At 40.9% G+C, this 26,734-nt stretch carries 20 protein-coding genes; 4 read left to right on the top strand and 16 right to left on the bottom strand.

From position 1 onward, the window contains the following. Position 1: 1 nt before the first annotated feature. The 12 genes from nuoM to ndhC form a co-directional block, all read right to left on the bottom strand. A complete protein-coding gene (gene nuoM / locus BLV99_RS05515; protein WP_171259158.1) occupies positions 2 to 1,609 on the bottom strand; it encodes an NADH-quinone oxidoreductase subunit M in 1,608 nt (535 codons plus the stop codon). A gap of 7 nt (positions 1,610 to 1,616) precedes the next feature. Continuing rightward, positions 1,617 to 3,512 (bottom strand): NADH-quinone oxidoreductase subunit L, encoded by a 1,896-nt coding sequence (gene nuoL, locus BLV99_RS05510; protein WP_086185079.1) that lies wholly within the window; start codon positions 3,510 to 3,512, stop codon positions 1,617 to 1,619. Then, positions 3,509 to 3,817, bottom strand: a complete 309-nt coding sequence (gene nuoK / locus BLV99_RS05505; protein WP_004651041.1) for an NADH-quinone oxidoreductase subunit NuoK — start codon at positions 3,815 to 3,817, stop codon at positions 3,509 to 3,511. Before nuoK ends, nuoL begins: the two co-directional genes overlap by 4 nt. After that, positions 3,817 to 4,335: an NADH-quinone oxidoreductase subunit J gene (gene nuoJ, locus BLV99_RS05500; protein WP_171259157.1), complete on the bottom strand. Its 519-nt coding sequence runs from the start codon at positions 4,333 to 4,335 to the stop codon at positions 3,817 to 3,819. Before nuoJ ends, nuoK begins: the two co-directional genes overlap by 1 nt. Then, positions 4,335 to 4,877 carry an NADH-quinone oxidoreductase subunit NuoI gene (nuoI, locus tag BLV99_RS05495; protein ID WP_086164483.1) on the bottom strand — a complete coding sequence of 181 codons (543 nt, stop codon included), beginning with the start codon at positions 4,875 to 4,877 and terminating at the stop codon, positions 4,335 to 4,337. The genes nuoJ and nuoI overlap by 1 nt, the downstream gene beginning before the upstream one ends. An 18-nt stretch (positions 4,878 to 4,895) precedes the next feature. After that, a complete protein-coding gene (gene nuoH / locus BLV99_RS05490) occupies positions 4,896 to 5,912 on the bottom strand; it encodes an NADH-quinone oxidoreductase subunit NuoH (protein ID WP_074945959.1) in 1,017 nt (338 codons plus the stop codon). A 3-nt stretch (positions 5,913 to 5,915) separates the two neighbouring features. Then, positions 5,916 to 8,597 carry an NADH-quinone oxidoreductase subunit NuoG gene (nuoG, locus tag BLV99_RS05485; RefSeq protein ID WP_092688507.1) on the bottom strand — a complete coding sequence of 894 codons (2,682 nt, stop codon included), beginning with the start codon at positions 8,595 to 8,597 and terminating at the stop codon, positions 5,916 to 5,918. Between the two features lie 11 nt (positions 8,598 to 8,608). Further along, positions 8,609 to 9,937 carry an NADH-quinone oxidoreductase subunit NuoF gene (nuoF, locus tag BLV99_RS05480; protein WP_092688504.1) on the bottom strand — a complete coding sequence of 443 codons (1,329 nt, stop codon included), beginning with the start codon at positions 9,935 to 9,937 and terminating at the stop codon, positions 8,609 to 8,611. Next, a complete protein-coding gene (nuoE, locus tag BLV99_RS05475) occupies positions 9,934 to 10,443 on the bottom strand; it encodes an NADH-quinone oxidoreductase subunit NuoE (protein ID WP_004651034.1) in 510 nt (169 codons plus the stop codon). Before nuoE ends, nuoF begins: the two co-directional genes overlap by 4 nt. An 11-nt stretch (positions 10,444 to 10,454) precedes the next feature. Continuing rightward, positions 10,455 to 12,242 (bottom strand): NADH-quinone oxidoreductase subunit C/D, encoded by a 1,788-nt coding sequence (nuoC, locus tag BLV99_RS05470; protein ID WP_092688501.1) that lies wholly within the window; start codon positions 12,240 to 12,242, stop codon positions 10,455 to 10,457. 87 nt (positions 12,243 to 12,329) lie between these two features. Further along, positions 12,330 to 13,007, bottom strand: coding sequence for a NuoB/complex I 20 kDa subunit family protein (locus BLV99_RS05465; protein ID WP_004651032.1), 678 nt, complete (start codon positions 13,005 to 13,007; stop codon positions 12,330 to 12,332). Between the two features lie 6 nt (positions 13,008 to 13,013). Beyond that, complete coding sequence (gene ndhC / locus BLV99_RS05460) at positions 13,014 to 13,562, bottom strand: NADH-quinone oxidoreductase subunit A (protein WP_086185075.1); 549 nt, start codon at positions 13,560 to 13,562, stop codon at positions 13,014 to 13,016. 640 nt (positions 13,563 to 14,202) lie between these two features. On the opposite strand from ndhC, the gene BLV99_RS05455 reads away from it, so the two are divergent. Next, a complete protein-coding gene (locus BLV99_RS05455) occupies positions 14,203 to 14,559 on the top strand; it encodes a hypothetical protein (protein WP_086185074.1) in 357 nt (118 codons plus the stop codon). Positions 14,560 to 14,599: 40 nt separating this feature from the next. Here BLV99_RS05455 and bfmS read toward each other — a convergent pair whose 3' ends face one another. Then, entirely contained in the window at positions 14,600 to 16,258 is a 1,659-nt protein-coding gene (gene bfmS / locus BLV99_RS05450) for a sensor histidine kinase BfmS (protein ID WP_086185073.1), read from the bottom strand. Between the two features lie 30 nt (positions 16,259 to 16,288). Further along, positions 16,289 to 17,005: a response regulator transcription factor BfmR gene (gene bfmR, locus BLV99_RS05445; RefSeq protein WP_004651027.1), complete on the bottom strand. Its 717-nt coding sequence runs from the start codon at positions 17,003 to 17,005 to the stop codon at positions 16,289 to 16,291. Between the two features lie 598 nt (positions 17,006 to 17,603). Between bfmR and BLV99_RS05440 the strand changes: the two genes are divergently transcribed. The 3 genes from BLV99_RS05440 to BLV99_RS05430 all read left to right on the top strand — a co-directional run bounded on the left by BLV99_RS05440 (position 17,604) and on the right by BLV99_RS05430 (position 22,144). Continuing rightward, positions 17,604 to 20,438: a ribonucleoside-diphosphate reductase subunit alpha gene (locus tag BLV99_RS05440; protein WP_092688498.1), complete on the top strand. Its 2,835-nt coding sequence runs from the start codon at positions 17,604 to 17,606 to the stop codon at positions 20,436 to 20,438. A 153-nt stretch (positions 20,439 to 20,591) separates the two neighbouring features. Continuing rightward, complete coding sequence (locus BLV99_RS05435) at positions 20,592 to 20,720, top strand: preprotein translocase subunit YajC (protein ID WP_086185071.1); 129 nt, start codon at positions 20,592 to 20,594, stop codon at positions 20,718 to 20,720. 140 nt (positions 20,721 to 20,860) lie between these two features. Continuing rightward, positions 20,861 to 22,144 carry a ribonucleotide-diphosphate reductase subunit beta gene (locus BLV99_RS05430; RefSeq protein ID WP_086185070.1) on the top strand — a complete coding sequence of 428 codons (1,284 nt, stop codon included), beginning with the start codon at positions 20,861 to 20,863 and terminating at the stop codon, positions 22,142 to 22,144. A 146-nt stretch (positions 22,145 to 22,290) separates the two neighbouring features. On the opposite strand, the gene BLV99_RS05425 is transcribed toward BLV99_RS05430, so the two are convergent. Both BLV99_RS05425 and BLV99_RS05420 read right to left on the bottom strand, forming a co-directional pair. Beyond that, positions 22,291 to 24,201, bottom strand: a complete 1,911-nt coding sequence (locus BLV99_RS05425; protein WP_092688495.1) for a DUF262 domain-containing protein — start codon at positions 24,199 to 24,201, stop codon at positions 22,291 to 22,293. Between the two features lie 96 nt (positions 24,202 to 24,297). Further along, complete coding sequence (locus BLV99_RS05420) at positions 24,298 to 26,721, bottom strand: restriction endonuclease subunit S (RefSeq protein WP_092688492.1); 2,424 nt, start codon at positions 26,719 to 26,721, stop codon at positions 24,298 to 24,300. Positions 26,722 to 26,734: the final 13 nt, after the last annotated feature.

Here is a 26,734-nt window from a genome sequence, read left to right as displayed (position 1 = left end):
CTTATTGGATCTCCACATTTTCGAGTTGAGTGGTTGCTTGTTGTACAACCTCAACCGTCTCTTGAACTGGGATATAGCTATTTGCCAACCACGCCATGCTTGAATTTGAAATATCAAGGAAGCTTTGTGGGAAAATACCAAGCCAAAGTAGACCAAATGCACAAATGAGCAAAATAACAATTTCACGTGCATTTAAGTCTTTCAATGGATTTGTATAATGCTGTTTTTGCTCTTCATTTGGCGTACCAAACAATGCTTTATGAATTAGGATTAAGCCATAAAGACCAGCTAAGACTAAGCTGATTGCAGCCAAAATGGTAAAGGTTGGGAATTTACCGAATGAACCCATAAGTATGAGGAATTCACCAATAAAGTTACCTAAGCCTGGAATACCAACAAGCGCAGCGACAAAGAACATGAGGAAGAATGAAAGGTATTGGAATTGACCACGAATACCACCCATTTGACGTAAGTCACGTGTATGTAAACGCTCGTACACTTGACCACACATAATGAACAACGCAGCAGAGGATAAACCATGTGCCAACATCATAATCATTAAGCCTTGGAACGTCAGAATATTACCTGCGTAAAGCGCAAGTAAAACAAAGCCCATGTGCGAAATAGAAGTATAAGCAAGTAAGCGTTTCATATCGGTTTGTTGGAAAGCACACCAAGCACCGTAGAAAACACCAATTAAACCTAAGATGATCGCGATGTCTGCAAATTGTGCAGAAGCCGCTGGGAAGAACGGAATAACAAAACGCAGTAAACCGTATGCAGCGGTCTTAATCAAGATACCTGCTAAGTCAACAGAACCGGCTGTTGGTGCTTGAGCATGTGCATCTGGTAACCAACCATGCAATGGAAACACTGGAAGTTTCACAGCGAAACCAATAAACATACAAATCATCAAGGCATATGCCACTGATGGTAATTGCGCATCAAGCGTATTCGCCACACCTAACAAGTAGTTGTAATCGAATCCAATCATGCCTGTCATCATGTAACCGTAAACCACAAGGCCTAGGATACCGATCAGCATGATTAAACCCGCGACTTGGGTATAGATAAAGAATTTGGTTGCAGCATAAACACGAGATTTACCATCTGCGCCTTTATGACCCCAAAGTGCAATCAAGAAATAGATTGGAACCAGCATCATCTCCCAGAAGAAGAAGAACAAGAACAAATCAATCGCTAAGAATACACCGATCACACCACCTAATGACCATAAAAGGTTCAGGTGGAAGAAGCCAACATTCTTTTGAATTTCACCCCATGAACAGCCCACTGCAAGTACACCCAGTAATGCAGTCAAGCCAACCATAAGCAGTGAAAGACCATCCACCGCTAAGTGAATGTTAATGCCGAGAGTTTGAATCCAAGGCACCATGAATTCGGCAGACCAAGTCGGAACTTTAGCGCCTAATTCATACGTAAATGTACCTGTTTGCCAAAGCGCGATCGTTAAGCCCAAAGTAATGAGCATACCGAATAATGCGATATAGCGTGGTAAATACTGGTCAAATTTATCAACCAACCAGCAAATAAAACCTGCAATGAACGGTACGAGGATCAGCGCGGGTAAAATCCAATTGTTTGTGATTTCCATCTTATTTCCCCACGACCTGAATCACGATCAAGATCATCAGTAATACTACGACACCAAGTGACATACTTGATGCGTATTCACGCAATGAACCTGTTTGACGCGAGCTGGTGAAGCTATGACCACTTTTAACAATGGCAGGAAGCACTAACCACAAACCATCAATCGGATCACGACCTAGAATTTTCGCAATCAGCAAATATGGTTTCACAAATACGATGTTATACAAGGCATCGAAACCAAGTGCATTACGACAGATATTAACAAGACCAGCACCCAATGAAGTTTGAGCAAAACCTTTCACTGCATTATAAGCAAATACAAATAAGATGATGCCAACCACCAGACCTGCCAGTGCAATACCTACAGCTGTGTGCTCTGCACCATGTACCCCTGCTTCAAGCGCTTCAGGAATAACAAATGCTGGAATTTTTGCAGCGTTTAGAATCGCTTCGACTGGCGCTTTTAAGAAGTAAGCTAAGCCTGTTGAAAGTACGGCCAAAATCGCCAAAGGAGCCCAATAAGTCGCACCTTTAATTGCGTGATATGGCGTATTTTCTTTACCAAAGAATACCACCCAAATTAAGCGGAATGTATAAATTGAGGTTAAGAATGCACCTGCAACACCCGTCCAATATAAACAGTTATATACTGGAAGATTTGCAATATGACCTTGTGCCCAAACTGCGCCAAGAATGGCATCTTTTGAGAAGAAGCCAACGGTTAAGAATGGAATTGCGGCCAATGCACCACCACCAATGGCGAAGCAAGCAAACAAGAATTTGTTATGTTTAAACAAGCCACCCATTTTGAAGATGTTTTGTTCGTGATGGTAAGCCAGAATCACCGCACCTGAAGAAAGGAACAATAACGCTTTAAAGAATGCGTGAGCAAGCATGTGGAACAAACCTGCTTGGTAAGCTTCAGCACCAACAGCCATAAACATATAACCCAGCTGACTCATGGTTGAGTAAGCCAAAATACGTTTGATGTCTGTTTGAACCAATGCAGCAAAACCAGCCACAATCAATGTTACCGCACCCGTGATTGAGATAAACATCATCACTTCAGGAGTCATTTCCAACACTGAGAACATACGGCAGCACAGGTAAATACCTGCAGTTACCATTGTTGCAGCGTGAATCAATGCAGAAACAGGTGTAGGACCTGCCATCGCATCGGCAAGCCATGTTTGTAATGGAATTTGCGCAGATTTACCTGCCGCACCCAAGAACAACATTAAAGATGTCCAGATCGCCAGTGAATGATCACCCGCTAATACTTGAGGTGCATTCGCAACGATTGTTCCAATATGCAAAGTACCAAATTGTTGGTAAAGCAAGAACAATGCAATCAGCAAGAATACGTCACCGACACGCGTTACGGTAAATGCTTTGATTGCAGCAAAACCATTTTCTGGGTTTTGGTAGTAGTAACCAATCAACAAGTATGAACATAGACCTACGCCTTCCCAACCCAAGAACAATAACGCTAAGTTATCGCCCAATACGAGAAGCAACATGCTTGCTACAAACAGGTTGAAATAAGAGAAGAAACGCGCGAAATCTTCTTCACCACGCATGTACCATGATGCAAAGATGTGGATGAGGAAACCGACACCCGTCACCATACCCATCATGAGTAATGATAAACCATCTAAATGTAAGCTCATGCCCGGTGCAAAACCACCGACATTGAACCAAGTCCACAGATGTTGGACTTGTGCCACTGAGCCATTTGCAACAAAGCCCATGCCAGCTATCAATGCAAATAAAGCAGATAAACCGACTGAACCGACCCCAATTATGGCTGCAACATTTTCAGGAAGCTTGTTACGCCCTGCCGCTAAAAGGATAAAACCAATGAGCGGAAATAATACTGTTAAATATAAATAACTCATCCGCGCATCTCACTAGCAGCATCCACATCCAAATGATGGAAGCGATGGTAGAACTGAAGGACGATCGCAAGACCAATACATGCCTCAGCAGCAGCAAGGGTTAAAATCAAGATAAACATAATTTGTCCATCTGGTTGTAACCAAGCACTCCCCGCTAAAACAAACGCAAGTGCAGCTGCGTTCATCATAATTTCAAGGCTCATTAACATAAATAATAGGTTGCGTCGCACCATTACACCGTAGAAACCAAGTGCAAAAAGAATGGTTGCAACGATCAAACCATGTTCTAAAGGGATGTTGCCCATTATTCTTTTTCCTTTTCTGCACTTGGTTCACGTTTACCTAAATGGAATGCTGCAACAAGGGCTGCAAGCAATAACATCGCGGCAACTTCAACCAATAGTAAATAGTGAGTAAAGAGCGCTTGACCAACAGCTTTAGGTCCAATCACTTCGGTGCCCATTACAGGACCAGCCGTGGTGTAATCTGAACCGAGCATCCAGACAAGTACTAAGCCCATCAGGAAACTCATTAATGCTGGGTACGCCCATGCAGATGAAGTGAGCCACTTACGTTCTTGCTCAACAGTATGTTGACCCAGATTCAGCATCATCACCACAAACACGAACAACACCATAATCGCGCCTGCATAAACAATAATTTCAAGCGCACCAGCAAATGGTGCACCCACGATCATAAATATTCCTGCAACTGCAAGAAGTGACACGATCAAGCTCAGTAATGCATGTACAGGATTCGCATTGGTGACAACACGAACCGTAGAGATAATGGCCACAAGTGCCATCAAATAAAATGGCCACATCATGGTAATAAGCTCCGTACGTCAACAGGCGCACTTTCACGTTGTGCTTGACCTTTCTCTTTACCTGTAACAGCCATACCCGTTACACGGTAGAAGTTATAGTCAGGATATTTACCAGGACCTGAAATGAGTAAGTTTTCTTTCTCATAAACCAAATCTTGACGAACGTATTCACCTAACTCGAAGTCAGGTGTCATCTGAATTGCAGTCGTTGGACATGCTTCTTCGCACATACCGCAGAAAATACAACGTGAGAAGTTGATACGGAAAAATTCCGGATACCAACGACCATCTTCTTTTTCAGCTTTTTGTAAAGAGATACAACCCACTGGACATGCAACTGCACACAGGTTACATGCAACGCAGCGCTCTTCACCATCTGGATCACGAGTCAATACAATACGACCACGAAAACGTGGCGGAACAATTTGTTCAGCTGGCACTTCTGGATATAAAATGGTGTCACGTTTACGTGTCACGTGGCTAAAAACCATCCACAATGAACGTACAATTGACCCGAATCCAGCTAGAATTTTATACATTTTGTACTCCTTGCTGTCCTAGGCCTGATTCATCAGAATCACAGCACCAGTCACCAACAAGTTGACCAACGCCAATGGCAAACAAATCTTCCAACCAAAGTTCATGACTTGGTCATAACGTGGGCGCATTAACGAGCCACGAGCCAAGACAAACATCATTACAAAGAATGCTGTTTTAATAATGAACCAGAATACGGGTGGAATAAATGGAATTTCTAAGTTGAATGGTGCGAGCCATCCACCGAAGAATAAAGTAACGATCAGTGCTGAAATAAGAACCACGTTGACATATTCTGCAACGAAGAACATCCCCCACTTCATACCACCGTATTCAACGTGATAACCTTCGGCCAATTCTTGTTCAGCTTCGGGTTGGTCAAATGGGTGACGATGCGTTACTGCAACACCTGCAACAACAAAGATTAAGAAACCTAAAAATTGAGGAATTACGAACCACACATCACGTTGTGCTTCTACAATTTCACGCATATTGAATGAACCCGCAATTGCGACCACACCCATCAATGAAATACCCAAAAACACTTCATAAGAAATGGTTTGCGCTGCAGAACGTAGACCACCCAATAACGCATATTTGTTATTAGACGCCCAACCACCGAACAGTACGGCATACACTGCAATACCTGCCATTGCCATAAAGAACAATAAGCCAATGCTCATGTCCGCAACGCCAAGCGTTGGGCTGACAGGAATCACCATAAATGACAGTACCGCAGTTGCCATGGCAACTGCTGGTGCTAAACGGAAAGTCAATTTGTCCGCAAATTTTGGTGTCCAATCTTCTTTGAACATGATTTTCAACATGTCAGCAACGATTTGGAACATGCCCCCAGGACCAACACGGTTTGGACCGTAACGGTCTTGCCATAATGCAAGTAAACGACGTTCGATAAATGACATCAACGCAGCGACAAGCACCACCACAAGCAAGATCACAATCGCTTGAATAACCGAGTAAGCGATTGGCCAGTTCTCAGCCCAAAGCGGTGTTTGACGTATAATTTCTTGATTCATGAATTACACTCCTACCGCGACTGATACAGGCTCTGCAAGTGAAACCGTTGGTGCAAGACCAATTGGATAACCAATATAACCTGTCGGTAAATATTCAATCACTTGAACTGGAAGACTAATGGTTGCTTCACCTGCTTGCACAGTAATTTTTTGACCATCTTGCACATTCAGACGTGCAGCATCTTGCTCACCTACTGCAAACATCGCGTTTGGAATACGAGATTCCATCGCTGGTGTTTTTACCGTAAATTCACCTGAAGCAAAGATGTGATGCATCGGCACTAAACGGAAGCTTTCTGCATTTACGACAACAGGTGTTGGCGCAACAAAAGTACGTACAGGACGTTTTTTCAGACGATCAAATAAACGAATGCCTGAATCACCACCTTTTAAGTGACCACCCACATTGTCTTGGAATTTATTCCAAGCTTGTGGAGAGTTCCAACCCGCAGACCATGCAAATGGAACCAATGCCGCTGGCGTTTCGTTACCGACATAACCTTCCATAGAGAATGTTAATGCAGAATCGATATCAAGCGGTTGTTTAGGCTCATGCACAGATAACGGTGCACGTATTGCAGTACGACCTGAATAACGACGTGGTTCACGCGCGATTTTCAAACCATGAATACGGTAGCCTGCATCTGGTGCCACATCTTGAATGCCTTCCAATGCTGGAACATTCTTGGCAACAGATTCAATCACGTCATCTAGTAATGTCCAAGAAATAGCCTGACCTTTCAGACCTGTTTCAAGGGCATGTAACCAGCGCCATGATTCTTTAATCGCCAATTCTGGTTTGTAGTAGCTCGGGTCATACACCTGATAGAAACGCTGTGCACGGCCTTCTTGACTTACTACAGTACCATCACCTTCAGCGAAACTTGCTGCAGAAAGTACCACAGAGGCTTTCTTCACGGTTTCAGTTTCAGAATGATCAAGTACGATCACATCGTTCGCTTTAGCAAGTGCAGCATCGACTTGAGCTGTTGGTAAACGACGGTATAAGTCATTTTCAACCACGATAATGGCATCATAATCTTGCGCAAATGCTTGCTCTAAACTTTGACCACCAAAAATCGCCAAGCCCATTGAGTTCACTTCAGGAACTGTCAAGGTTAAACCCGCATTACCAAGGTTCTGTGCAACTTGTGCAGCCGCTTCCATGATCGCTGGATCTTGTAAGCTAGTACCCGAAATGATCAATGGTTTTTTCGCAGCTTTTAATGTATCCGCAATGGTTTGTGCAAATGCTTTGGCATCGTCATCTAAACCATTTACCGTTTCGCCTTGCAATGCCGCAGCCACTGCAAAACCTAAACGGGCAATATCATTTGGAGAAGCAACCACTTCACCTGTTGCAACATCAGAAAGACGGGTTTGCGTTGCAGCCAAAATGTAAATCGGAGATTTTTCATCTTGAGCAATACGCTGTACCGGCTCAGCTAACCATTCTTGCGTACGACGCTCTGCCGCCATTTCTTTGGCTTTGTTTTTCGCAGCTTGGCGAACAGACAATGCCATACGTGGCGCAGTTTGGGTTAAGTCTTCACCTAAGATGAGTACCGCATCATAACTTTCAATTTCACGCATACTTGGGTTGTAAACACCCTCGGTTTGCATGATCGATGCAGCCAACTCAACCAAGTTTTGCTCTTTCTGAGAAAGACCTGTAGAGAAGTTGTCTTGACCGACCAATTCACGTAATGCAAAGTTTGATTCAATGGATGCACGTGGTGAACCAATACCCAATACTTTTTTGCCTTGGATATTTGCAATCACGCTATCCAGTGCTTGATCAACTGAAACCGTTGCGACGTTTTCACCATCACGGAATTGTGGTTGACGTGGACGATCTGCACGGTTCACATAACCTGTACCGAAACGACCTTTATCGCAAAGGAAGTATTGGTTCACGTCACCATTGAAACGGTTTTCGACACGACGCAGTTCACCATAACGCTCACCCGGAGAAATATTACAACCTGACGAACAGCCTTGGCATACGCTTGGCGCATACTGCATGTCCCATTTACGGTTATAACGCTCAGAATGCGTTTTGTCGGTGAATACACCAGTTGGGCAAACTTCAGTCAAGTTACCCGAAAATTCAGACTCTAAAGTGCCTGATTCTGGACGACCAAAGTAAACACGCGATGCACTTGCATACACGCCAAAGTCCGTACCACCTGCGTAGTCGTTGTAATAACGCACACAACGATAACACGCGATACAACGGTTCATTTCATGTGAAATGAATGAGCCTAGCTCTTGGTTGTAATGCGTACGTTTGGTGAAGCGATAACGACGACGATCATGCTGTGTCATCACGGTCATGTCTTGTAAATGACAGTGACCACCCTCTTCACACACTGGACAGTCGTGCGGGTGATTGGTCATCAAGAATTCAACAATAGAGGCACGAAAATCTTTCGCTTCTTTGTCTTCAATCGAGATATAGGTATTGTCAGATGCAGGCGTCATACATGACATGACTAAGCGACCACGGGTATCTTCCGGATTCGCATATTGAGTCACAGCACATTGACGGCAAGAACCGACAGAACCTAAGGATGGATGCCAACAAAAATATGGGATGTCGATGCCCAGACTCAAACATGCTTGTAGCAAGTTTTCCGAGCCGTTGACTTCATACGATTTTCCATCGACATGAATTGTAGCCATAGTCGAATTCCTTAAGCTTGTTCTACGTGACTAACTTGAGCAGCAGCATTCACTACTTTTGCTTCAAATTCGCCACGGAAATATTTGAGTGCACCCATAAGTGGTTCCATTGCACCTGGTGCGTGGGCACAGAAAGTTTTACCAATCCAAAGCTTACGTGTAAGCTCTTGTAAGTGATCGATATCTTCTTTCTTACCTTCGCCATTCTCAAGTGCTTTTAGCGCTTTGACTGCCCAAGGTAGACCATCACGACATGGGGTACAGAAACCACATGACTCACGTGCAAAGAATTCTTCTAAGTTACGAGTTGCTGAAACCATACATTGCGTTTCATCCACGACCATCAACAAACAGGTGCCTAAACGTGAACCTGCCTTCATGATGCTTTCTGCATCCATAGGCAAATCAATATGTTCAGCAGCCAAGAAGTCAGTCGATGCACCGCCTGGTAACCAAGCTTTCAGTGTTAAGCCATCGCGCATACCGCCCGCATGGTCTTCAATCACTTCACGCGCAGTCGTACCAAATGGCAGTTCCCATAAACCAGGGAATTTCACTTTGCCTGATGCGCCATAAATTTTAGTGCCTGGATCTTTCGATTTACCCGCAGATAAACCCACATACCATTCAGGGCCACGTAAAATAATGGCAGGTAAGTTATTGAAAGTCTCTACATTGTTGACAATCGTAGGACGACCCCAAGCACCGGCAACCTGTGGAAATGGTGGTTTAGTACGTGGATTTGCACGGCGACCTTCAAGCGAATTAATCAATGCAGTTTCTTCACCACAAATATAACGACCCGCACCCGTATGCACGTGTAAATCAAAGTTCCAACCGGTACCTAAGATGTTTTCACCCAAGTAACCTTTGGCACGAATTTGCTCTAAAGCTTCATTCAAGAAACCAGCAGCTTCGATGTACTCACCACGGATGAAGATATAACCTTGCGTTGCTTCTAATGTATAAGCAGCAATCAACATACCTTCAATCAATTGATGTGGAAGTTTTTCCATCAACAAACGGTCTTTAAAGGTGCCCGGTTCCATTTCATCAGCATTACAAATCAGGTAACGAGGGCCACCATCATTGGGTGCCATCAATGACCATTTAATCCCTGCTGGGAAACCTGCACCACCACGACCTTTTACCGTCGCAGCTTTAATGACATCAAGCACTTCAGCAGGTTTCAGCTCAATCGCCTTTTTAAAACCTGCATAACCTTCAAGCGCTTCGTAGTCATCAGCATGACGAACTTCGTCACGCTGACTCAAACGCCAAGTCAATGGATGAGTTTCTGGGTTACCGTCACCATAAATTGGTTTTGGTTCAGTATTCATACATACTTCTCCAATAACTGTTTAATTGAAGTCACTTCAACCAATCCATGAGTGTCTTCATCAATCATTAAGGTTGGCCCTTTGTCACAGTTGCCTAGGCAGCAAATTGGCAGCAAAGTAAAACGACCATCCGCAGTCGTTTGACCAAACTGGATGCCAAGTTCGCGTTGGAATGCTTCTGCCAAAGTTTCCGCACCCATCAAGAAGCAAGCAATTGAGTCACAAAGTAAAATCACGTGACGACCAACAGGTTGACGGTAAATACGGTTATAGAACGTCGCTACACCTTCTAAATCAGCAACACTGATTGTCAAAAGCTGAGCAATAGCATTCATCTGTGCGTCATCTACCCAGCCATTACGGCGTTGTACACACTTTAACGCATCCAGTGATGCAGCACGCGGGTATGGGTAGTGACCAATGTGATGTTCAATTTCATGGATTTCGTCCGCAGTCAAAATCCCTTCAACATTCACACGTGGCTTTTTATCAGTCAAAATCATCATAATGCGTTCCCCTAGCGATCCACGTCAGCCATTACGACGTCAATGGTCGCTAAATAAATGATTAAGTCAGACATTAAGCTGCCATTAATCACAGAAGGCATTTGCTGTAAATGAGTGAAAGTTGGTGTCCGAATACGGGTACGATAACTCATGGTTGACTTATCTGAAGTCAAGTAGTAGTTCGATGCACCTTTCACCACTTCCGCCATTACAGACGCTTCACCAGCAGGCATCACAGGACCCCATGACACGCTCAAGAAGTGCGTAATCAAAGTTTCAATATCTTGTAATGTCTTGTCTTTTGGCGGTGGAACAGCCAAAGGATGATCCGCTTTATATGGACCAGTAGGCATGTTATCCAAGCACTGCTTTACAATCTTTAATGATTCATTAATTTCATGGAAATGCACCATCACACGCGCGTAAGCATCACCTTCATACTCTAAAGGCACTTCAAAGTCGTAATTTTCATAACCACTATAAGGACGGTATTTACGCACATCGAAATCGATACCTGTCGCACGTAGACCTGTACCTGTTACACCCCAAGCCAATGCAGATTTTGCATCGTATTGCGCAACATTACGGGTACGACCAATAAATACTGAGTTGCGTAGTGCAGCTGTATAGTATTCATTCATACGCTTCGGCATCCATTCGAGAATTTCACGAATCAGATGTTGCCAATTATTTGGAAGGTCATGCGCAGTACCACCAATACGGAACCATGCTGGATGCATACGGTAACCTGTAATGGCTTCAATCGCGTCATAGATCTTTTGACGGTCAGCAAACATATAGAATACTGGTGTCATACCACCCGCATCTTGAATTGCAGTACCAATGAACAATAAATGGTTATTGATACGGAATAATTCAGACATCATGACACGGATACATTGCGCACGGTCAGGAACAGTAATTCCCGCCATTTGCTCCACACCCATCACATAAGGCATGTTTTGCGCACAACCACCCAAGTAGTCCACACGATCGGTATAAGGAATGAATGAATGCCAAGTTTGACGTTCAGCCATCTTTTCCACACCACGGTGGTGATAGCCAATATCAGGCACACAGTCTTTCACTTCTTCACCATCTAACTGCAAAATGATACGGAATGCACCGTGCGCAGATGGATGGTTTGGACCTAAGTTCAAGAACATGAAATCTTCATCGGCATTACCGCGTGATAGACCCCAATCTTCTGGAACAAAACGTAAGTGTTCTTGCTCGAAATCCTGCTTCGCTTGGTTCTGCATATACGGGGTATATTCAGTGGCACGTGCAGAATATTCTTTACGCAGTGGGTGACCTTCCCAATACGTTGGCAACAAAATACGACGGAGCATTGGATGCCCTTCGAAATTGATCCCGAACATATCGTAAGCTTCACGTTCGTACCAGTTGGCATTTGGCCAAATGTTGGTTGCGGTTGGAAGATTGAGATCGCTCTCACTCAACGCAACTTTAATACGAATATCACTGTTACGCTCTAGCGATAACAAATGATAAAACACAGTGAAGTCTGATGCAGGCAAACCGTCACGATAGGTACGTAAACGCTCATCTACCGCAGACAAATCGAACAACATCACGTATGGACGTTCAACTTTCCGCAAGAACATTAAAACGTCTTGTACACGCGCGCGCTCAACCCAGACCGTTGGAAAATCTTCAAAAGTCGCTTGCACATAGAAGTTCTCACCAAATTTGGCTTTGAGCTCTTCTACAATTGCAAATGCTGGGCGTGAATCAACAGGCGTTGATTCTGGCATAGCAATGTCAGTTTCAGCCATTGGCTTGGCTTCCTATTTAATACAAATTCAGTCAACTTTAACGACAATTACACCCAGATCGGGTGCATCAATATTTCATCGTTAAAATTATTTAATTTCATCCATAGAGCGTAAGTTTTTCACTGCAATACGTTCTGCATTCTTACGGTCACGTTCTGGCTGCATCTTTGGCTTATATACTGGCTGAAGATCATCACCAATCACCGCTGAAAGTGGACGGCGCTCAAGTTGAATTTGGTCTTGCAACAACATTAATGCTTGCAATAATGCTTCAGGACGCGGTGGACAACCTGGGATGTACACATCGACAGGAATGATTTTATCCACACCTTGTACAACTGAATAGATGTCATACATACCACCAGAGTTTGCACAAGCACCCATTGAAATCACCCATTTAGGCTCTAACATTTGCTCATATAAACGCTGAATTACAGGTGCCATTTTCACGAAGCAAGTCCCTGCAACGATCATTAAATCCGCCTGACGCGGTGAAGCACGAATAACTTCGGCACCGAAACGTGACATATCATGCACACCCGTTAAGGTTGTTGCATATTCTACGTAACAGCACGATGTACCAAAGTTAAAAGGCCATACCGAATTTTTACGGCCCCAGTTTACAGCTGTATGTACCACGTCCTCTAAACGAGTCATGAATACATTTTTATTCACTTCTTCTTCAAGCGGATCGGCAACAACCTGACGCTCTTGAAGTGGATATTGATCAGCATCCGGATTCGCACGGGTTAATGTGTATTTCATCCCGAGTTACTCCTTAATAGATGATGTAGCCGGTGTTTTTGCTTTCACACGACCAGAAGATTGAGCTGGAATTTGACCTGTAGGATCGATAACCAACTCTTCGATAGAATTAAAGCGTGTAATATCCGCAAGATTCATATTTGGCGAACCAATTTTCAGTGGTATACCTGCTGATTTGCGACGATCTACTGGTGCCCAATTTAAAGCACCGACAGAAATTGCATAAATCAAAGCAATCAACAAGTCGACAACAAAAATCACCACAGTGGTAAAACCAAACCAACCGACTTCACGAACCGATGTTGCCCATGCGTAAAGATAAAGTGCTTCTAGGTCGAAGACTACAAAGAAAATTGCAACTAAATAAAATTTAGCAGACAAGCGGATGCGTGCTCCACCAGCACCTACCACACCTGACTCAAATTGCTCTTGCTTCGCACGGCCCCATGACTTACCCCCAAGGAGTAAAGGAACTGTGAGCATAAAGACGCAAAGAAATGTAACGCCGATCACGAAGGCAATAATTGCCCAATCGTATGGAGTAATGGCACTCATGCGGGGATAACTCCTGGCAGGCCTAATTTATTAACAAAGAATGTATGTATTGGCCTTCAAATACACCAAACACAAAATTAATCCCGCCAATTGTACCTGATTTATGATTTCACTTGCTAGCTTATCAGCCTTAGTCTTTTGGATGATATTTTAATCATTTTGCATTTTTTTCAAAGCTTAAGCCCCATTACTTCCCAAGCAATCGCTTTATCAAATCAAAAAAAGAAAAGTGATTATTTTTTTCAAATCCATTAAATCGACCTTTATCTTTTTAGGGTAAAATTTAAATTGCCGCAGCATTCGTTCATAGCACATACTTTATCATCAGGCGCAAATGATCAAATATTTACGTGCTATACCAAAGAGTAGTCCATACCAACCCAAATTATTTTTATTACAGGCTTTTCATAACAGCAAAATTTTGATCATTATGCTGAAAAAACATAAAAATGCTTTTAATGTAATTTTTAAACTCTGTGACTTATATAAAAAGGCATGACCATAATTGCCCAATACATAAATTATCGAATAGATATTTTGTGTGTTTTTTTGCAACTCGCATGCATCTCCTAATGCTCTCCGCCCCCTATTTATGCTATTCCTATATGCAACTCTAGAACAAAGAATAAGGAACAAACACATGAGCTTAGAATACACACATCAACCTGATTATTTTTTCTTTGCACAATTATTGGTGCATCATGTGGAAGGCTATATTGAAAAACATCCAGATGCCCAAAATGCCATTTTTGACCTTCGTGATATTTACGAACTTTTCCGCCAAGACTTTGCTTCTGCAACCACTAATCTGGATGCCATTCTACATATTGCCGATGAATACAAAGTAGAGACCTTAAACGGTGATCAAAAACTGATTAGCCATTACGCTATAGACCCTAAAAACAATTCTTTGCTTCTCGACTTCAATGCTGATGCGCTAGAAAATCTGAAACAAGGCAAAAAACTCATTGAACCCGACCCCACCAGCCACGAATAACGCGATATAAAAAGCACCGAAATCGGTGCTTTTATCGTATTTAAGGCTCTATGTCGTTTTTTGTCATATTCATTTTATTTTTGGCTCGATTAAATCGTCGTGCAGGCCATGACATGGTAAAACGTGCTCCACCCAAAATAGGACTTTGATCGACGGCTATTTTACCGCCAAACCAATACGCAATCCGACTCACAATAGACAAACCTAAACCATAACCACCCGACGCTCGAGTTCGGCTATCATCTAAACGGGCAAAAGCCTCAAAAATCCGCTGACGCTCTTCTTCTGGCACACCCGCCCCATCATCCTCAACTTGAACATAGGCCATTCCTGCATCATCTATGCCACCACTCACAATCACTTTATGATCGCAGTAACGAACCGCGTTCCCCACTAAGTTTTGCACAACACGGTGTAGGTAACGACGTTCTGCATCCACAACCAAATTAATTGGAAGAGGCAACAGTTCAATTTCTTTTTGAGTTTTCAGTGCCTCAGTTTCAACAATCACTTGATCTAATACTTCAAATAAAACAATTTTTTCAAAATCGAGTGAAGGTGTACCCTGTTCTAGTTTTGCATAGGTCATGATTTCATCAATCAAAGTATTGAGTGCCTCAATATCTTTATCAATCATATCAACTTGTTGTAGACGGTAGTCATAATCATCTTCTTCTGCGAGCATTTCCATACCAAACCGGATACGTGCCACAGGCGTTCTAAGCTCATGCGAAACTGCGCGCATCAATTCACGCTGCGCCTCAATCAAACGCTGAATATGATCAGACATACTATTGTAATTGATCGCTAAACTTGCCATCTCATCCGTACCATCTACAGGCAAGCGTAAAGTCATGTCACCAGATTTCATCCGATGTAATGCATAATTCACTTCACGTAAACGACGCTGCATAGGCACCAGCAAGCCATACACACCTAAACTTAATACGAACAGGCTAAGCAAGGTAATACCTGCCGCGAGTTGGAAAGGCATCCAATTAAAGAGCGGTACAGGACCTAGAACCAGCACCTCAGAAGGCGAGCTTGGCATTGGGGAAACAATAGAAATCGTGGTGCCGCGCACGGTGGCATTATCACGGTATAAAATAATACTGTGATCCAATCGAAGTCGACCGATTTGCTCAGAATCAAGCGGTAGGTTTTGAACTTTTTCAATTTGAATCGGATAGGAAAAATTCGACTGAATTTTTGCAAGATATTCTTTTTCTTGTCCTGGGTAATACACCAGATAATCTAAAATAAAAATAGGTAACGCCTTCATTTGGCGCTCCCCTATTTTATCTACTTTAATATAAAGCAAATGTTTGGGATCATCTCGTAACCCAATAATAATATAAGCAATCGAATTTTCTGCATCATAACGCACCGCAGCTTTACGGTTATCAATTCTTTTTTGCTCGGTACGAGACAAATCGACTTTACTTGAATCCACATAATAAATAGGAAGTTCAAGTAAGTCGGACGCATCAGAAATCCAATCGCGTTTCTGCTGCTCATTGGGCTGTCTTGAGATTCCCTCACTAATGATATAAGACACACCATCGGTCAAAGATTCACGATATTCTTGTGCGCGTTGATAGTTGATAATTTGTACCAATAGGTAGCCAAATACAGCAACCAATGCCACTAAAATCACTAACCCTGCATAAATACGCAAGAATATACTGTGTTTAAACACGCGGCTGTCCTATAAAATTAAGGGCAAACATTAAAGACCATTAGTCTCTTTAACGAATAAATAACCTTTACTACGTACTGTTTTAATACGTTTTGGATTTTCAGGATCATCACCAATTTTTGGACGAATACGTGAAATACGCACATCAATTGAACGGTCTTGACCATCATATTCAATACCGCGTAGACGCTCAAAAATGTCTTCACGCGATAAAATACGACCTGCATTTGAAGCCAGCAACCACAACAAATCATATTCAGCACTGGTGAAATCAACCAACTCACCATTTAAAGTCACTGAACGACCGCCATTATCAATAACAAGGTCATCAAATTCAATGCGTTGTGCCACTTCGTCTTCAGGTGTTTTATCTGTACGACGCAGTAAGGCACGAATACGGGCTAAAAGAACACGCGGTTGAACAGGTTTTGCCACATAGTCATCTGCACCCATTTCTAGACCTAAAACTTGGTCCATATCTTCAGTACGTGCAGTCAACATCAAAATAGGTTGATGATAATGTGGACGAACTTCACGACAAATGGTCAAACCATCAGCACCAGGCAGCATCACATCAAGCACGACCATATCCGGTTGCTCTGCAATGATGCGACGGATTGCACGATTACCATCAGGTTCTACCCCAACTTCTAATCCATTACGGATAAGGTATTCTTGAGTCAAACGTGCAAGACGCTCATCGTCTTCAACGATTAAAATTTTTGGTAACTTTTCTTCTTGGCTCATAAAATGCCCCTTTATATGGATTAAGGTATCCTTAAAAATCCAAAGGATACGCTTCAACATATCCAGCAATATACACACGTTTACATTGTAAACAAGATAGCATTCACCAAACTGATACATCAAAGTAGTTTTTTGTTATATTTTTATTAAGTGTTGAATTTATTAAACTTTTAAAAATATGTTACAAATACAGCTTCATTAATAATATATTTTGTTACAAAATGACCTTTTTGTGCACGATTTCACCTCTTGTTCAGAATATGACTGATTAAACCAATTAATCCTGCTCTTTTAAACTTATCCACAATGTTATCTATAAGCACATTTTTTTAGCTTTGCTATGCTATATCCTTGTCTCATAAGACTTATACCAGAAACATAAAAATAGGGATTTTTTTGCAAAGGAATATTGCAAGGCATTAGAAAAATTTTTACTAAAATGTCAATATTGATCTACCCTGAATTTTCCCGTATCTTGTGTTCAATTCGATTTTAAACCACTAGTTCTTGTGTTTAATCCTCAAACACTGAGACGATTTATCGTCCAGTTCAAATGGTTCACACACATAACAATAGATGACAATGGAGCTATGCCAACATGAGCATAATCACTTCAATCCCTGGTCAACTTCAGGTGATTAAACGCACCGGTGATGTTGCCGCTTTTGATGCAGAAAAAATTTCTGTCGCGATCGGTAAAGCATTTTTGGCTGTAGAAGGTCAACAAAGCGCTGATTCAAGCCGTATTCATGATCGTATAGAGCAATTGACTGAAATGGTCATGAATACGTTTAACCGTCGTTTGCCATCAGGCGGCACCATTCACATTGAAGAAGTTCAAGATCAAGTTGAGCTAGCACTTATGCGTACAGGTGAACAAAAAGTTGCCCGTGCGTATGTCATCTACCGTGAGCAGCGTTCTGAAGCGCGCAAACAAACCGGTGCACATCATCATCCAACGCTACAAGTGACTGCTGCAAATGGTCAACTACAACCCCTTGACTTAGGTGCGCTAAAAGCACATATAGAAAAAGCGGCTGAAGGCTTAGAAGGCATTGATGTTCAAGCGATCATCGATGAAACCATTAAGAACCTATATAACGGCGTAAAAGAGTCTGACATCTCAACCACCATGATGATGGCGACACGTACCCGTATTGAACAAGAACCAAACTACACCTATGTAACCGCACGTTTACTACGTGACAACTTGGTTGCTACAGGTTTAGAGTTTTTAGGTCTATCTACAGATACTTTAGAAAATGCGGCTTTAGAAACCTTCTTAAAGAAAGGGATTGAGCTTGATCTTTTATCGCCTGAACTCCTGAACTTTGACCTTGTTAAATTGGCAGCAGCGATTCAACCAGAACGCTCAAATCAATTTACCTACCTAGGTCTACAAACTTTATTTGACCGTTACTTTATCCATTCAGATGGTATCCGCTTTGAACTACCACAATTGTTCTTCATGCGCGTATCAATGGGTTTAACGCTAAATGAAGAAAACCGTGAAGATCGTGCGATTGAGTTCTATAACTTATTGTCTAGCTTCGACTACATGGCATCTACACCAACCCTATTCAACTCAGGGACTTTACGTCCACAGTTGTCGAGCTGTTACTTAACCACCATTGGTGATGACCTGTACAACATTTATGGCGCAATGCGTGATAACGCAATGTTGTCTAAATGGGCAGGCGGTTTGGGCAATGACTGGACACCAGTTCGTGCCTTGAACTCATACATCAAAGGGACAAACGGTAAATCACAAGGTGTTGTGCCATTCCTTAAAGTGGCCAACGATACTGCTGTTGCGGTTAACCAAGGCGGTAAACGTAAAGGCGCAGTGTGTGCTTACCTTGAAACTTGGCATTTGGATATTGAAGAATTCCTAGAGCTACGTAAAAACACGGGTGATGACCGTCGTCGTACGCATGACATGAACACAGCAAACTGGGTTCCAGACTTGTTCATGCAACGTGTATTTGAAGATGCTGAATGGACGTTGTTCACACCTTCTGAAACCCCTGATCTTCATGATTTGATGGGCGTAGAATTTGCTGAACGCTATGCTTACTATGAAGGCATTGCAAAAGAAACCAACATGTTGCACAAAGTCATTCGTGCAAAAGATTTGTGGCGCAAAATGTTGTCGATGTTGTTTGAAACGGGTCACCCGTGGATCACATTCAAAGACGTATGTAACTTACGCTCACCACAACAACACGTGGGTGTCGTACATTCATCTAACTTGTGTACAGAAATTACGTTAAACACCAATGAAGATGAAATTGCGGTGTGTAATTTAGGTTCAATCAACCTTGTACAACACGTTAAAGGTGGTGTACTTGACCGTGAGAAACTTGCTCGCACAGTAAAAACTGCGGTTCGCATGCTCGACAACGTGATTGACATCAACTATTACGCAGTTCCGCAAGCGCGTACTTCAAACTTGAAACACCGTCCTGTCGGTATGGGCATCATGGGCTTCCAAGATGCACTATATGAAATGAACTTGGCGTATGGTTCTGATGCCGCAGTTGAGTTTGCCGATGAATCAATGGAAGTGATTAGCTACTACGCAATTACAACTTCTAGTGATTTAGCTGTTGAACGTGGTACGTATGAGACATTTAAAGGATCACTTTGGGATCAAGGTATCTTGCCAATCGATTCTTTAGACTTGGTTGCGAAATCACGCCCAGAACGTATGTTCGAAGTGGATCGTACACAACGCTTGGATTGGGATACTTTACGTAACAAAGTTCAAAAAGACGGTATGCGTAACTCGAATGTGATGGCAATTGCGCCAACGGCAACCATTTCCAACATTTGTGGTGTTTCACAATCAATCGAGCCAACTTTCCAAAATCTTTATGTGAAATCGAACCTTTCTGGCGAATTCACAGTGATTAACCCGTACTTAGTACGTGCGTTAAAAGATCGTGGTCTTTGGGATTCTGTGATGGTTAATGACCTGAAACACTTCGAAGGTTCTGTGCAGAAAATTGCGCGTATTCCTGAAGAGCTTAAAGCCATCTTCGCGACTGCGTTTGAAGTTGAGCCACGTTGGATTGTGGATGCTGCATCACGTCGTCAAAAATGGATCGATCAAGCACAATCGCTTAACCTTTACATCTCGGGTGCAAACGGTAAAAAATTAGACATGACCTATAAAATGGCATGGTTACGTGGTCTTAAAACCACTTATTACCTCCGAGCTTTAGGCGCAACTTCTGCTGAAAAATCAACCATTAACACGGGTGCATTGAACGCAGTTAAATCAAACATGGGCGCTCCTGTCGTAACTAGCGCACCTGTTGCCGAAGTTGCAAAAAAACCTGAAGCAGTGACTGAAGATGATTTTGCTCAAGCGGCACCAGTACCACTTGCATGTTCAATTGACAATCCTGATTGTGAAGCTTGTCAATAATTTGGTGAGTTTCTAAAATCCCCCTAAATCCCCCTTTTTCAAAGGCGGACTTCCAAGAAACCATTTGAATTCGAAGAAGTCCCTCCTTTTTAAAGGTGAGCAGCATTGCTGCGCAAGGGGGAGGATTAAAAAATATAAATAAAGGAAAAGACCATGCAACATATGACTCATAACTACATGTTAGGACTCGCAGTGCTGGTCTTTGCCTTTATTGTCTTTTATGTACCGATGGTCTACGCATTTTTAGCCATTCGTAAACAACAGCGTAAGCAAAATAAGTAATGGGGATATTGCTCTTTATGAACAAAACAAGAGCACTCATCGACAAAACTTGATTTTGCTTACACAGAATAAGCGTATAGTAGACATCTTCGTTTGTGAGATGTCCGAAAACAGATATAAGCAACGAAGAGAGAATTGATATGTCTATCCTAAGTTGGGACGATTTCGAAGATGATTCGCAAAAACCGGCTGCACCTGAACACAAGTCTGCGTCCATCGACTCGCAAAAAGCGGTTAATACGCAGATGGTATCTGATGCACACAACACATCGTCGGATGTGGCAACTGCACAACCCGCTACAGCCCGTAAAGGTGGAACAAAACATTCAACCGATTCACTGGCAAGAGCATCTGCTGCCTTAGAAACACTCGATGTTGCACCGGGCTTAGAAGAGCTTGAAATGGGTGCGCAGCGTGTACAAGTTGATGATAAAGCCATGATCAACTGTCGTGCGGATTTGAACCAGCTTGTACCATTCAAATACGAATGGGCTTGGCAGAAATATCTAGATGGTTGTGCAAACCACTGGATGCCACAAGAAGTTAACATGAACCACGACATCGCACTTTGGAAGTCTGAAAATGGCTTAACTGAAGACGAACGTACCATTGTGATGCGCTCACTTGGTTTCTTCTCGACTGCCGATTCATTGGTTGCAAACAACTTGGTCTTGGCGATTTACCGTCACATTACTAACCCTGAATGCCGCCAATACATTTTACGTCAAGCATTTGAAGAAGCGATTCATACCCATGCTTACCAATACTGTATCGAATCTTTAGGTATGGATGAAGGCGAAGTCTTCAACATGTATCGTGAAGTACCATCAGTAGCACGTAAAGCAGCTTGGGGCCTAAAGTACACACAATCTTTATGTGATCCTACATTCAAAACGGGTACACCTGAAAACGATCAAATCTTGCTTCGCAACTTGATCGCATTCTACTGCGTACTTGAAGGGATTTTCTTCTACTGTGGTTTCAGCCAAATTTTGTCGATGGGTCGTCGTAATAAAATGAATGGTGTTGCTGAGCAATTCCAATACATCTTACGTGATGAGTCGATGCACTTGAACTTTGGTATCGACATGATTAACCAAATCAAGAATGAAAACCCAGCCCTTTGGACAGCAGAATTCCAAGAAGAAATCATTCAAATGATTCTTGAAGGAACCATGCTAGAAATTGAATATGCACGTGACACCATGCCACGTGGTGTATTGGGTATGAATGCTGCCATGATGGAAGAATACTTGAAGTTCATTGCAAACCGTCGTTTAGCACAACTGGGTCTGCCTGAACAATTTGCTGGTGTGAACAATCCATTCCAGTGGATGTCTGAAATGATGGACTTACGTAAAGAGAAAAATTTCTTTGAAACTCGCGTAACAGACTACCAAACGGGTGGTGCGTTAAGCTGGTAATTTAATGATTTTCGCTGAATGACAGATAATGCGAGATTTTTGACACGTATTTCGAGATTGTTACAAATTTCATCAAATGTACTCAATTAAAAAAATAGAGCCTAACGGCTCTATTTTTTTAATTGAAAATTAAGCTTGCAATATAATTACAAATCCTTAGGTGTATGGAATTCATTTAGAGAATCTAATTTCCAGAAATCATCCCAAATTTTCTCTGAAATCTCTAGATATAACCTCTGTCTTTGATCGATATAGTCTTTAACAAACAACTCTTTATTATCAGGACTTTTTAATGCCTCAACATTATAAGATTGAAAACTCAGCCTAAAATTATTTTTAGCATTAGTGAAATTTGGATTATTAATATATGCACCATTATTTAAAGACTGTGCTAAAAGATTTTCTTTCAAATAATGAGGAATTTTTTCATAAACAAACATATCTCTAAATGATTGATTAGTTCCATTTGGAAGTAGTATCAAGCCACCAATACGATTTCTATAATCTTCAAATGAACGCTTATCAGCAAAAGTTCCTTGATGGCGCTCATATTTATTTGCCCAAATATGTTCAACCTCAAATGGTTTACCTTTTGATGGTTCATAATATTGAACAAAATTAGTTTGCATACCGGAAATTTGTTCAATAAAAACAGTAATTCTAGTTAATAGAAATTTTACAAATCTATAATTTTGTCCATGTAATCTAAAACCAAGAACTCCATCAATTTTTTGCTCCATCTTGGCTAATTTTTCGGAAAGAATTTTTCTAAGCTCTTGAAAATCTTGCTGTCTAATTTCTTTGACTAGGCTATACATTGTGTAACGAATAGATGTAGCCGAAAACAATTTAAAATTGAGAGAGCGTCTAACAGAGAAAGTCTCTATATATCGAGCGACTAAATCTATTTTTTGTTTTACAACAGTCATATCATCTGTCAATTTTAAAGGTGCTAGCATTAATGGAATACTTAGAGTAGGTGCAATCCCCCATCTATGAATATAAAAGACATGTTCCAAACCTTCAGTTAAATTCTTTTGAGCATTTAAAATAACTAAATATGCTTTCAGAAAAAACTTGAATCTAACATTTACAAATGATTCATAAGATTCTGTATCTGAATTATTAAGATCAACTTTTTCAGGATTATCTCTTAACCAACTGTGAAAACGTGTTCCAATTTTTTCAAAGTCTTCATTTTTTGATCCCGCAGAACCTTGTCTAATTGTGTCGGCATATTGCGCCCGAAACCAAGATTGAAAGAATTTTTGATCTTCATTTTTATCAAAAGATTTAAGGTTTTGAATTTCAGACTTCCAATATTCATCTGCTTTTTTTCTTTTATTTTTATCACTAAATTTCGATAGTAGAAAACCTTTCAACATCTCAGATGGAGTTAAATTTAAACCACGATCATTCATCGTCTCGAATATTGTATAAGCATTTTCATCAGAATAAGCTGTGATCTGAACTAATATTACTTTTTCTTTCAGCCAATCAATAAAGTTAGCGAAACAGGTTGTAATCTCATTTGGAAAGACTTCGGTAATATCTTCATATCTCGCAGCCATGTTCAAAGAAGACTCGTCTGAATCAGTACCCGTAAACTTCCCATCCTCGAATAAAGCATTAAAACACGCTAGACGTTCATCAACCTGAATATTAAAGGTTTTCTCACCAAATTTTTCAGAGAAAATCATAGAAGATATTGTTAAATTTTCATTTAAATCTTTTTGAAAATGATTTAAAAAAATCAAAAAAAGTGTAAGTGAAGTTAGTCGCTGTTGCCCATCAATAATACTTAGACTACTATCCTCAGATGCTGAAACAACAAACGGACCTAAGTAATAGCTATTATAGTTTTGAACATCCTTACGTGCATCACCTTGCGTATATTCATTTAAGAATGCTGATGTTAAATCAGTTACAAGCTGCTGGATATGTATTTTCTGCCAAGAATATTCTCTTTGGAAATAATCAACAGAATATTTTTGCTCATTTAGTACTTGATATAGTGTTTTATGAGATGCCTCTATTTTGTTTGAAAGATTAGACACATATACCCCGATTTTAAGCTAATGATTTGTTTGATAATAAAAAAATAGCACATTTTTATAAATGTGCTTTAGATTAATTAGAAAGTTTTAACTAAGTTAAAGCGGAACTACTGCATTCTGTTTCATCCATTTCAACCCATTCAATACTTCATTTTGACTAAATTCTTTTTTCTCTTTTGACCATGCATAAAAGTCTTTCAGAAGCTGCTCTTCGGTAACAGATAGCTTTTTCTCTAACAAACGTAACCAACAAGCAAAAAGTGTTGCTACAATTTCTATATGATCAGACTTACTCGTTCTAAAAAGTCCGATTAAGTCATAAATTTCAGATACATCTTTAGCAAAATACTTATTAAATGCTGATCTATGATCATTACATTTGCTGAGAGGTTTATATTTTAAATCTCGCTTAGGATCATAACTAAACCATTCACGATCTTTAAACTCTTTATCCAAATAACGAGCCATAACTGGATCGTACGGACCAGCAGCATGCTGTTTAAAATCAGCAGCCAAATCCATATGTTTTAGCTGTTGGCATAAGTAGATCAGCTTTTGTAGCTTTAAATGCCCAAATGTTGGTTCGGTATGCAACTGAAACGTAATCTCAGCAGCTAAAGACAAAAGTTTCACATCACCTTCAACACTTTCATCCACAAACAAGTCAATTTGGTCAGTAATTTTTTGATTCGACTGCTTAAAAGCCTCGATTGGCTTTTCAAATTGAATAAGATTATCAGTGGTTTTATGCTTACTAATACTATTCAAATCGTTTAAAGCATTTGATACCAAGGCATCCGAAAGTTCACACTTGATTCTATTAACGTGCTTAATTTTATCTTTTAAAGCATTACAAATATTGAGAAACTCATCAACAGTCTGAATTATTTTTTCTTGTTCATTTAATGGAGGTATTGGTATATAAACTGACTCAAGTATTTCAAGGTTAATATTCTTCTGAGCAGTCGCAGGTGCATATTCTAATAATTGCTGTCGAGCTGTTTTCATAAAAAATAAGAGATATCGAGTGCTGTGTAATGGCTCAATTGGTGTGAAACCAACTACACTATCAGGAAAACATGCGTCAAAACCTAATATTGCAGAATCAGCAATATTAGCTGCAATTGTTATACATAAAGTTCCTTTAGACCACATTCGACTTTGAGCGAGACCAACTTCACTATATTTTGAATGATATTCAAGAATAATATTTCCTGCTCTAGCAACTTCACCAGTTTGAACTAATGGATAAATTGGTGGATTAAACAGAGCTGGATCATTACGTGGTCTATGTTTCGACTTACCTCGACCAAACTCTCCTAACTCAGAAAATCTAGCCCAAGCCCAACTATCTGGAATTTCAAATGGTACTTTATCTAAATCAATCTCAGGCAAAGACTTAGATTTCTTAATTTTTCCATCTTTCACCAACTTGTTTTTTTCTTGAGAAATTTGTTCTAGCAACTCGCTTGCGGGTTCATCAGCTGGATCTTGCTTTACTAGTTTACCCATCACAGCCAACTGCAAAATCGTTTGCTTTAGCTGCTCAAAACAGTATTCAGTGGCAAATAGGAGATCAAAGTTTTCTGAAACACGTTGCCAATTCTTTTTAAATTCATCAACATCGGATGAATTAATCAAAACACTCAACAATGTATCAACTAATTGATCATGCGCTTTTGAGCTTAAATTTTGCTGTTGTTCAAGTTGATCACAAAGTTGCATCAGCTCATCGACTTTGGAAACGATACGTTGTTGTTCTTCAAGTGGAGGTAAAGCTAATGGTAAATCCGACAACTTATTTAAATAGATCCCTTTTTGCGCAGTACCCTTACCATGTTCTAAAAAGTACTTTATACATAAAGGTGAATGAAAATATAATGATAAGTAATAAGAATTTATACCCGTTTGAATAACAGCAACACTTCGTTGTAAAACAAATTTAGGAGCTTGTGGAGGAACAACCGCCGATCGACCTATTGATCCAACGATTGTTAATAAAACATCTCCTGTTTTGATATCTGTTCTTGCATTTTCTATTTCAAATCCAGATTGATCTACAAAACGGGATGGGTTCTCAAAATCAATTGTGCTGTCATTAACATTTTGGCTACTGAGCATTGGAAAACCGCTACCATTATTAGCTGGAGGGTTATGAGATCCATCTGTTAATTTTTTAGATATTGAACCCAAGTTGCATACCTCCCAATTATCAGGGATATCTACATGAAACTGGCTCTTATCAATAGAGTTTACTTTTGAATTTCTAATTTTTTTCTGTTTGATTAATTCAGCACGTTCAGCTAAAAGACAATTTAACAACTCTTTAGCATCTTCATCCTTTTTTTGGTTCGTCAATCTACCCGTAACAGCAAGTTCTAAAATCAACTCACGAAGCTTTTGTACCCCATAAATTGAATTGGCAGAGCCAGAACTACGCCCACGTCCCGACTTTTTCTCAGTTTCTGCCGTTAACCAAATATCTAGATTCTCAGTAATGAGTTTTTTAACATCTGTCATCTTACTCATCCTG

It is taken from the genome of Acinetobacter kyonggiensis (assembly GCF_900107285.1).
Classification (GTDB): domain Bacteria; phylum Pseudomonadota; class Gammaproteobacteria; order Pseudomonadales; family Moraxellaceae; genus Acinetobacter; species Acinetobacter kyonggiensis.
The sequence above is the reverse complement of the archived record's forward strand: the minus strand, read 5'-3'. Positions and strand labels throughout refer to the sequence as shown.

Excerpts from the sequence above, each read along its gene's own strand:
- nuoL (WP_086185079.1), bottom strand. The coding sequence starts at position 3,512 with ATGAGTTATTTATATTTAACAGTATTATTTCCGCTCATTGGTTTTATC.
- nuoK (WP_004651041.1), bottom strand. The coding sequence starts at position 3,817 with ATGGGCAACATCCCTTTAGAACATGGTTTGATCGTTGCAACCATTCTT.
- nuoJ (WP_171259157.1), bottom strand. The coding sequence starts at position 4,335 with ATGTGGCCATTTTATTTGATGGCACTTGTGGCCATTATCTCTACGGTT.
- nuoI (WP_086164483.1), bottom strand. The coding sequence starts at position 4,877 with ATGTATAAAATTCTAGCTGGATTCGGGTCAATTGTACGTTCATTGTGG.
- nuoH (WP_074945959.1), bottom strand. The coding sequence starts at position 5,912 with ATGAATCAAGAAATTATACGTCAAACACCGCTTTGGGCTGAGAACTGG.
- nuoG (WP_092688507.1), bottom strand. The coding sequence starts at position 8,597 with ATGGCTACAATTCATGTCGATGGAAAATCGTATGAAGTCAACGGCTCG.
- nuoF (WP_092688504.1), bottom strand. The coding sequence starts at position 9,937 with ATGAATACTGAACCAAAACCAATTTATGGTGACGGTAACCCAGAAACT.
- nuoE (WP_004651034.1), bottom strand. The coding sequence starts at position 10,443 with ATGATGATTTTGACTGATAAAAAGCCACGTGTGAATGTTGAAGGGATT.
- nuoC (WP_092688501.1), bottom strand. The coding sequence starts at position 12,242 with ATGGCTGAAACTGACATTGCTATGCCAGAATCAACGCCTGTTGATTCA.
- BLV99_RS05465 (WP_004651032.1), bottom strand. The coding sequence starts at position 13,007 with ATGAAATACACATTAACCCGTGCGAATCCGGATGCTGATCAATATCCA.
- ndhC (WP_086185075.1), bottom strand. The coding sequence starts at position 13,562 with ATGAGTGCCATTACTCCATACGATTGGGCAATTATTGCCTTCGTGATC.
- BLV99_RS05455 (WP_086185074.1), top strand. The coding sequence starts at position 14,203 with ATGAGCTTAGAATACACACATCAACCTGATTATTTTTTCTTTGCACAA.
- bfmR (WP_004651027.1), bottom strand. The coding sequence starts at position 17,005 with ATGAGCCAAGAAGAAAAGTTACCAAAAATTTTAATCGTTGAAGACGAT.
- BLV99_RS05440 (WP_092688498.1), top strand. The coding sequence starts at position 17,604 with ATGAGCATAATCACTTCAATCCCTGGTCAACTTCAGGTGATTAAACGC.
- BLV99_RS05435 (WP_086185071.1), top strand. The coding sequence starts at position 20,592 with ATGCAACATATGACTCATAACTACATGTTAGGACTCGCAGTGCTGGTC.
- BLV99_RS05430 (WP_086185070.1), top strand. The coding sequence starts at position 20,861 with ATGTCTATCCTAAGTTGGGACGATTTCGAAGATGATTCGCAAAAACCG.
- BLV99_RS05420 (WP_092688492.1), bottom strand. The coding sequence starts at position 26,721 with ATGACAGATGTTAAAAAACTCATTACTGAGAATCTAGATATTTGGTTA.